The organism is Yoonia sp. (genome assembly GCF_036770585.1).
Classification (GTDB): Bacteria; Pseudomonadota; Alphaproteobacteria; order Rhodobacterales; family Rhodobacteraceae; genus Yoonia.
Genome location: NZ_DAIPIW010000103.1, coordinates 1 through 6,720 on the forward strand (window position 1 = coordinate 1; position 6,720 = coordinate 6,720).

Annotated in this window: 11 protein-coding genes; 3 read left to right on the forward strand and 8 right to left on the reverse strand. The window is 62.2% G+C overall.

Annotated elements, in window-relative coordinates; all coding sequences use genetic code 11:
- Positions 1 to 128 precede the first annotated feature (128 nt).
- The 7 genes from V7N12_RS13145 to pyk form a co-directional block, all read right to left on the reverse strand.
- Positions 129 to 323, reverse strand: coding sequence for a phenylalanyl-tRNA synthetase subunit beta (locus V7N12_RS13145; protein ID WP_333715074.1), 195 nt, complete (start codon positions 321 to 323; stop codon positions 129 to 131).
- A gap of 491 nt (positions 324 to 814) precedes the next feature.
- Positions 815 to 1,180 carry a hypothetical protein gene (locus V7N12_RS13150; protein WP_333715075.1) on the reverse strand — a complete coding sequence of 122 codons (366 nt, stop codon included), beginning with the start codon at positions 1,178 to 1,180 and terminating at the stop codon, positions 815 to 817.
- Between the two features lie 23 nt (positions 1,181 to 1,203).
- On the reverse strand, positions 1,204 to 2,277 hold the full coding sequence (gene pheS / locus V7N12_RS13155; RefSeq protein ID WP_333715076.1) for a phenylalanine--tRNA ligase subunit alpha: 1,074 nt from the start codon (positions 2,275 to 2,277) through the stop codon (positions 1,204 to 1,206).
- A gap of 153 nt (positions 2,278 to 2,430) precedes the next feature.
- A complete protein-coding gene (rplT, locus tag V7N12_RS13160; protein WP_333715077.1) occupies positions 2,431 to 2,793 on the reverse strand; it encodes a 50S ribosomal protein L20 in 363 nt (120 codons plus the stop codon).
- A gap of 18 nt (positions 2,794 to 2,811) precedes the next feature.
- Complete coding sequence (gene rpmI / locus V7N12_RS13165) at positions 2,812 to 3,012, reverse strand: 50S ribosomal protein L35 (RefSeq protein ID WP_333715078.1); 201 nt, start codon at positions 3,010 to 3,012, stop codon at positions 2,812 to 2,814.
- 112 nt (positions 3,013 to 3,124) lie between these two features.
- Positions 3,125 to 3,349, reverse strand: coding sequence for a hypothetical protein (locus V7N12_RS13170; protein ID WP_333715079.1), 225 nt, complete (start codon positions 3,347 to 3,349; stop codon positions 3,125 to 3,127).
- A 37-nt stretch (positions 3,350 to 3,386) separates the two neighbouring features.
- Positions 3,387 to 4,832, reverse strand: coding sequence for a pyruvate kinase (gene pyk / locus V7N12_RS13175; protein WP_333715080.1), 1,446 nt, complete (start codon positions 4,830 to 4,832; stop codon positions 3,387 to 3,389).
- 170 nt (positions 4,833 to 5,002) lie between these two features.
- Between pyk and V7N12_RS13180 the strand changes: the two genes are divergently transcribed.
- From V7N12_RS13180 to V7N12_RS13190, 3 genes are read left to right on the forward strand one after another with little or no spacing between them, the layout of a single operon-like run.
- Positions 5,003 to 5,740: an N-formylglutamate amidohydrolase gene (locus tag V7N12_RS13180; protein WP_333715081.1), complete on the forward strand. Its 738-nt coding sequence runs from the start codon at positions 5,003 to 5,005 to the stop codon at positions 5,738 to 5,740.
- A gap of 9 nt (positions 5,741 to 5,749) precedes the next feature.
- Positions 5,750 to 6,043, forward strand: coding sequence for a DUF1244 domain-containing protein (locus V7N12_RS13185; protein WP_333715082.1), 294 nt, complete (start codon positions 5,750 to 5,752; stop codon positions 6,041 to 6,043).
- A 3-nt stretch (positions 6,044 to 6,046) separates the two neighbouring features.
- The gene (locus V7N12_RS13190) at positions 6,047 to 6,487 is read left to right on the forward strand and encodes a tellurite resistance TerB family protein (RefSeq protein WP_333715083.1); all 441 of its coding nucleotides are present in this window, start codon (positions 6,047 to 6,049) and stop codon (positions 6,485 to 6,487) included.
- A 122-nt stretch (positions 6,488 to 6,609) separates the two neighbouring features.
- On the opposite strand, the gene V7N12_RS13195 is transcribed toward V7N12_RS13190, so the two are convergent.
- A partial coding sequence (locus V7N12_RS13195) for a cupin domain-containing protein (RefSeq protein WP_333715084.1) occupies positions 6,610 to 6,720 on the reverse strand: 111 nt, incomplete at its 5' end.

Consider the following 6,720-nt stretch of genomic DNA (forward strand, 5'->3'; position numbering starts at 1 on the left):
CGAGGGAAGCGGTGGTCTCGAGGTGGTGTTTCAGCCATGAGAGGGTGAATTTCATTGCGGGTCTCGGCGGTTTTCTGCGGTTGCAGGGGGATTAACGGATATGGCGCGCTGGGGGAAGCCCCGACAGGCTACTCGCCCCTGTCGCGCCGCCCATGCGCCGCCGCCCAGCGCGAGACCAGCCACGCCCCGCCGAGGATCACCGTCCAGCCGGTGGCGTTGATGATCGTCAGCCGCAGCGCCAGATCACGCGGCATGTCCGAGGACCACATGGCGATATGGGCGAGGATGATGAAGGTGATCAGGGCGATGATGTAAAGGCGCATGGGGGGTCAGATAGCGCGTTTCGCACCGCCGCAAATGGCAAGAACCCGTCCCGGGCTTGACCCGGGACCGCGTGAAGATGGGGTGAGAGGCCTCGGATCAGGTCCGGGGTGCGGCCTTGTCGGGGTGAACCCCGACCTAAACGTTACGCAGGATCGTAGGTCGGGGTTCACCCCGACTATTTCAACGTTTACTTCTGGTCGCAACACTAGGGCAGCGCACGGACCGAGGGGGTTTGAGCCGTCTTGGAAACCGTCCAGTGGACGGTTTCAGGCGAAAACGGGCGAAGCCCCTGGGGCGCGGAAGTCAGCGAGCAATGGTAGGGCAGCGCCCGGACCTCGGGGTGGGCGCAGCTACGATCCTGCTTTGCGATGTGGTCCCATCACTGGCAACGGCAATGCGGGGTGCGAGGTTACAAAAGCGCCCTCCCCATGGGGGAGGTCCGGGCGCTGCCCGAGCAAGCTCGGGCGGACTCAGATTTCAGCTGTTCGGATCAACCTAGACCAAGGCTATTCAATATAGCTGCAACAAGGACAGCAGTGAGGACGGCCACAACAATCGTCGGTATGTTCGCAAGCACATTCTGAATCCATCTGCGGACAGGATGGAGTGCCATATCTTGTCCTGCCGCAGTTACCCGATAAAGCCATTCTTTCTTGATCGTTCTGCCGTCATCAGTGGTCGGAAAGGGATGACCAAGTTCGAGAAAATCCCTCTGTCCTATTTCCAGCAAAAACCCATCATCAACCAATAGCCTGCAGGCCTCCACTTTCTCTCTGGATTCAGGATCATCTGGAGAGAGCGAACGCGCAGATATCGGCCGCTCGTTGCTTGCAATTGCCGCCTTCAGAATCGCCAATCGGCGTCTTCTGGATGGCAACATCACCTACTCAACCCACCATGCAAAGTCGGCACATCCAGCGCGGCGAACCCGTAATGCCTTAACCAGCGCAGGTCGCTGTCAAAGAACGCCCGCAGATCCGGGATCCCGTATTTCAGCATCGCGATCCGGTCGATGCCCATGCCGAAGGCAAAGCCCTGCCATTCGGCGGGATCGATCCCGCCCGCCTGCAGCACCTTGGGGTGCACCATGCCGGAGCCGAGGATTTCCAGCCAGTCGTCGCCCTCGCCCACTTTCAACGTGCCGCCTTCCCATGAGCAACGGATATCGACCTCGGCCGATGGCTCGGTGAAGGGGAAGTGGGACGCGCGGAAGCGGATGTCGACGTGGTCGACCTCGAAATAGGCCTTCACGAATTCTTCCAGCACCCATTTGAGGTTCGCCATGCTGATGTCGCGGTCGATCGCCAGCCCCTCGACCTGATGGAACATGGGCGTGTGGGTCTGGTCGTAGTCGGCGCGATAGACGCGGCCCGGGCAGATGATGCGGGTCGGCGCGCCGGTCTGTTCCATGCTGCGGATCTGCACCGGGGAGGTATGCGTGCGCAGCACATGCGGCGGGCGGTTATCGCCTTCGCGCCGGTGGGTGTAGAAGGTATCCATCTCGGCCCGCGCGGGATGGTGGCCGGGGATGTTGAGCGCATCGAAGTTGTACCAGTCGCTTTCGATCTGCGGACCTTCGGCGACGCTGAACCCCATATCGGCGAAGATCGCGGTCACTTCCTCGGTGACTTGGCTGATCGGGTGGATCGTCCCCTGACGGCGGGGGCGCGCGGGCAGCGTGACATCCAGCCATTCGCCCCGCAGACGCGCATCGAGGGCGGCATCGGCCAGTGCGGCTTTCTTGGCAGACAGCGCGCTGTTGATCTCGTCCTTGAGGGCATTCAGCGCAGGGCCGGCGGTCTGGCGTTCCTCGGCGCTCATCTTGCCCAATTCCCGCATCATCAGGCTGATCTCGCCCTTCTTGCCCACCGCCTGCAGGCGCAGGTCCTCGATCGCGGCCTCGTCGGCGGCATCGGCAATCAGGGACAGATATTTGTTCTTGAGATCATCCATCGCGGGCTTCCTTGCAAAGACAGATGCGAGGTAGCGAAATGGGGGCGCGGTTGCAAGCGGCAGAGGGATCAACGGCGCCCCACAGCGCCCTTGCGCAAAAAAGAAACCGCGCAGTGTCCCGCGCGGTTCCGGTCTATCGCGATGCAGCCCGCCTTACGCAGGCAGCGCATCCTTTGCCTTGCCGACGATGGTCGCGAATGCCTCGGGCTCGTTCACGGCGAGATCGGCGAGGACCTTGCGGTCGACCTCGATGCCGGCCAGAGCCAGACCGTTGATGAACTTGGAATAGTTCAGGCTTTCGTCCACCGCACGCACACCGGCGTTGATCCGCTGGATCCACAGGGCGCGGAAGTTGCGCTTGCGGTTGTGACGGTCGCGGGTTGCATACTGGTTGGCCTTGTCGACGGCCTGCTTGGCGACCTTGAAGGTCTTCGAGCGGCGATCGTAATATCCTTTGGCGGCGTCCAAGACTTTCTTGTGACGACGGTGAGTGACGGTTCCACCTTTAACGCGCATCTCTCAAATCCTTCCGTATCAGCGTGCGTATGGCATCATTGGCTTGATGATACCTTCATCAGCCTTTGACAGCGTTGTCGTACCGCGTGCGTTACGAATGAACTTCTTGGTGCGCTTGATCATGCCGTGGCGCTTGCCCGCCTGGGCAGCGACGACACGACCCGAGGCCGTCGTCTTGAACCGCTTCTTGCAGCTCGATTTGGTCTTCATCTTCGGCATTTCCGTCTCCTCTTTCGGGTCGGTCTGAACGCGCGACTCGGCATGCCATATCGGCCGGCCGCGCGGGTGAAGGCTGCGCTATACGGCGCATCGGTTCATGTTGCAAGAGGTGTCAGTTCAGAATGCGGCCCAGAACCTCGACCACGACATCATCGGTATTGGCGATGGTGTAACGGCTTTGGTCTTCCTGCATGGCATAGGCGATCCCCAAGCCCCCCGCCACGGCCAGCACCAGCGCAAAGGTCGGCCAGCGCCGGTCGGACAGGGCACTGACAAGCGCCGGAATGGAAAAGAGCGCCAGCAGCAGCCCGCCCACAAATATCAGATCGAGATCCATTTACCTTGCCCCGTTTCCGTCGGTCCCCTGCGGGACCTTACTCTGAAGCGGCGGCGTAGAGCAAACTTTCCGCGCAAGGTGCGACCCGCAGGATGTTGGTGGAGCCCGGCGTGTTGAAGGGCACACCGGCAGTGACGACGATCATGTCCTCTTCGGTGGCAAGGTTCAGCGCCTTCGCGGCGCGCACGGCGGCGATCACCGCGTCCTTGAAACGGTCGACCGGGCCGCTCATCGCGACATTCATGCCCCATGACAGGCAAAGCCTGCGCGCGGTCCTGATCTGGTTGGTCAGCGCCACGATCGGCACGCGCGGGCGCTCGCGCGAGACCAGAACGGCAGTGGTGCCGGATTGCGAGAAACAGCAGATTGCCTTGACGTCGGTCTTTTCGGCGATTTCACGCGCGGCAGAGACGATCCCGTCCGCAACAGTGACACCGCCCGACCTGCGCGAGGCCTCGATGATCTCGGTATAGGTCGGATCGGCTTCGACCTCGGCGGCGACGTTGCTCATGGTGGTGACGGCTTCGATCGGATAGGACCCGGCAGCGGATTCCGCCGACAGCATGATCGCATCGGCGCCTTCGTAGATCGCCGTGGCGACGTCCGAGACCTCGGCCCGGGTCGGCATCGGCGATTCGATCATCGATTCCAGCATCTGGGTCGCCACGATCACCGGCTTGGCTGCCGCGCGGCATTTGCGCACCAGCTGTTTCTGGATCGGCGGCACGTTCTGCACGGGCAGTTCGACGCCCAGATCGCCGCGCGCGACCATGATCCCGTCCGAGGCCTTCAGGATGTCGTCAAAGGCCTTCACCGCGTTCGGCTTTTCGACTTTCGACAAGATCGCCGCTCGGCCCTTGACCAGCGCGCGCGCCTCTTCCACGTCGGCGGCACGCTGCACGAACGACAAGGCCAGCCAGTCGACGCCCAGCTCGCAGACGAATTCCAGATCCTTGCGGTCCTTCGGCGAGAGTGCGGCCAAGGGCAACGTCACATCCGGCACGTTCACGCCCTTGCGGTTCGAGATCATGCCGCCCACGATCACCTCGCAATCGGCAAATGTCGCGCCGCAGTCCTTGACCCGCAGCTTGATCTTGCCGTCATTCACCAAGAGATGCGCGCCGGGTTCCAGCGCGTCGAAGATTTCTTTGTGCGGCAGTTTCACCCGCGTCGCGTCACCCTCGGCATCGTCGAGATCGAGGCGGAAGGCCGCGCCCTCTTCCAGCATCTCTTCGCCGTTCTTGAAGACGCCCACACGCAACTTCGGCCCCTGCAGGTCGGCGAGGATCGCGATGGGGCTGTCGAGGTCCTTTTCCACCTGCCGGATGATCTCGTGCCGGCGTTTGATCTCTGTGTGGTCCCCGTGCGACATGTTCAGGCGGAACACATCGGCACCGGCCTCGTGCAGGGCGCGGATCATTTCGTAATCGTCCGAGGCAGGGCCCAGCGTGGCGACGATTTTCACATTGCGGTGGCGTCTCATGGCAAATCCTTCAGAGCATCTGCGGCGTTAGCGGTAACAGCACGCGTTGCGCCCTTATTGCGCAATTCACTTCCGCGTTCAACTCGGGCGTTTTGACAAAAACGGGCAAAGCAGCACTTTTGTCCCACACCGCTCTAGCCTATGAGCGGTGACAAAGGAATGACAGAGACATGACTGACGAACCCTACGAGGTCATCGGCGCCGACAGGCCCGGCCGGTGGCTTGTGGCCTGCGACCATGCGACCAATCTTGTGCCCGACTGGGTCAATGGCGGCGACCTTGGCCTGCCGCCCGAGGATATGGAACGCCACATCGCCTATGACATCGGCGCGGCTAGCGTCACGCGCAAGCTGGCCGCTCTTCTGGACAGCCCCGCGATCCTGTCGCGGTTCTCGCGCCTTGTCTGTGACCCCAACCGTGGCGAGGACGACCCCACGATCATGATGCGCCTTTATGACGGCACGATCATCCCCGCCAACAAGACCGCCAATGCGGCCGAGGTCGAGGAACGCTTGCGCCGCCTCTATCGCCCCTATCACGCGGCCTATGCCGACCTTGCCAACAAGATTGCGGGGCCGGTGATCTGTGCGGTGCACAGCTTTACCCCGCGCCTGCGCGGCCGCCATCCCCGCCCTTGGGAGGTCGGCATCCTGCATGCCACCGACGATCCGTTTTCCACCGCCATCATCGACGCCTGCCGTGCCCAAGGCTGGTGCACCGGCGACAACGAACCCTATGCCGGCCACCTGCCCGGCGACGCCGTGGACCGCCACGCCCTGCAACCGGGACGCCCGAATGTGCTTATTGAGTTACGGCATGACCTGATTGCGGATGACGCAGGCCAGACACTCTGGGCAAACCGGCTGGCACCACTATTATCGCGTGTATTGGAACAATCCAGCCTCTAGGGGAGAGAGATGGACGACCAGACCAAGCTGGAACTCGAAGCCGCCGCCTTCCGCCGCCTGCAAAGGCACCTGATGGAAGAACGGACGGACGTGCAGAACATCGACATGATGAATCTTGCCGGTTTCTGCCGGAACTGCCTCGCCCGTTGGTATCAGGAAGCCGCGACCGAACGCGGCATCGCAATGTCGAAAGAGGAAGGCCGCGAGGCCTTCTACGGCATGACCATGGCCGAATGGAAAGCCAATTATCAGACCGAGGCCACAGATCAGGCCAAGGCCGCCTTCAAGGATACACACGGGTAGATCATGCTCGAACGGCTCAAGGCCTTTTTCCGCAATCCCTCGGGCTATCACACGCCCCTGCCTGACGCGGATGCCGCCCATGCGATGGGCGCGCTTCTGGTGCGTGCCGCCAAGGCCGACCACGCCTATGTGTTCGAGGAAATCGCCGCCATCGACAAGGTGCTGGCCAAGCGCCACGGGCTGAACCCCGTCAAGGCCGCCAAGATGCGCGCCGAATGCGAGGTTCTGGAAAAAGCCATTCCCGCAAGGGGCGATATCGCCGTGATCCTCGAAAAGGCGATCAGCACCGAAGAAAAAGAGGCGGTGCTGCTGGCGCTTTGGGAAATCGTCTATGCCGACGGCTACAAGCACGAGATCGAGGACGGCCTGATGCACAGGGTCGAAGAGATTTTCGGCGTGACCGTGGAACGCGCGCGCGAACTGCAAGAGCAGGTCGAGGGGTGACCATGCGGTCGGGCCACGTGCAGGGGTTCGATCTGCCGCGCGGGTGCCTGATGACCACGGGCGTGATCCTTGCGGTGGCGGTCGGTTTGGTCGCGGTTCTGATCTGACCGCGACACCCGCGACTACAGCCTGATCACATATTCCTTGGTCGTCGTTTCCACGACCTCCCACGTCCCCACAAACCCCGGACGGATCACGAAACTGTCGCCCGCCCGCACCGCGAAGGCCGCGCC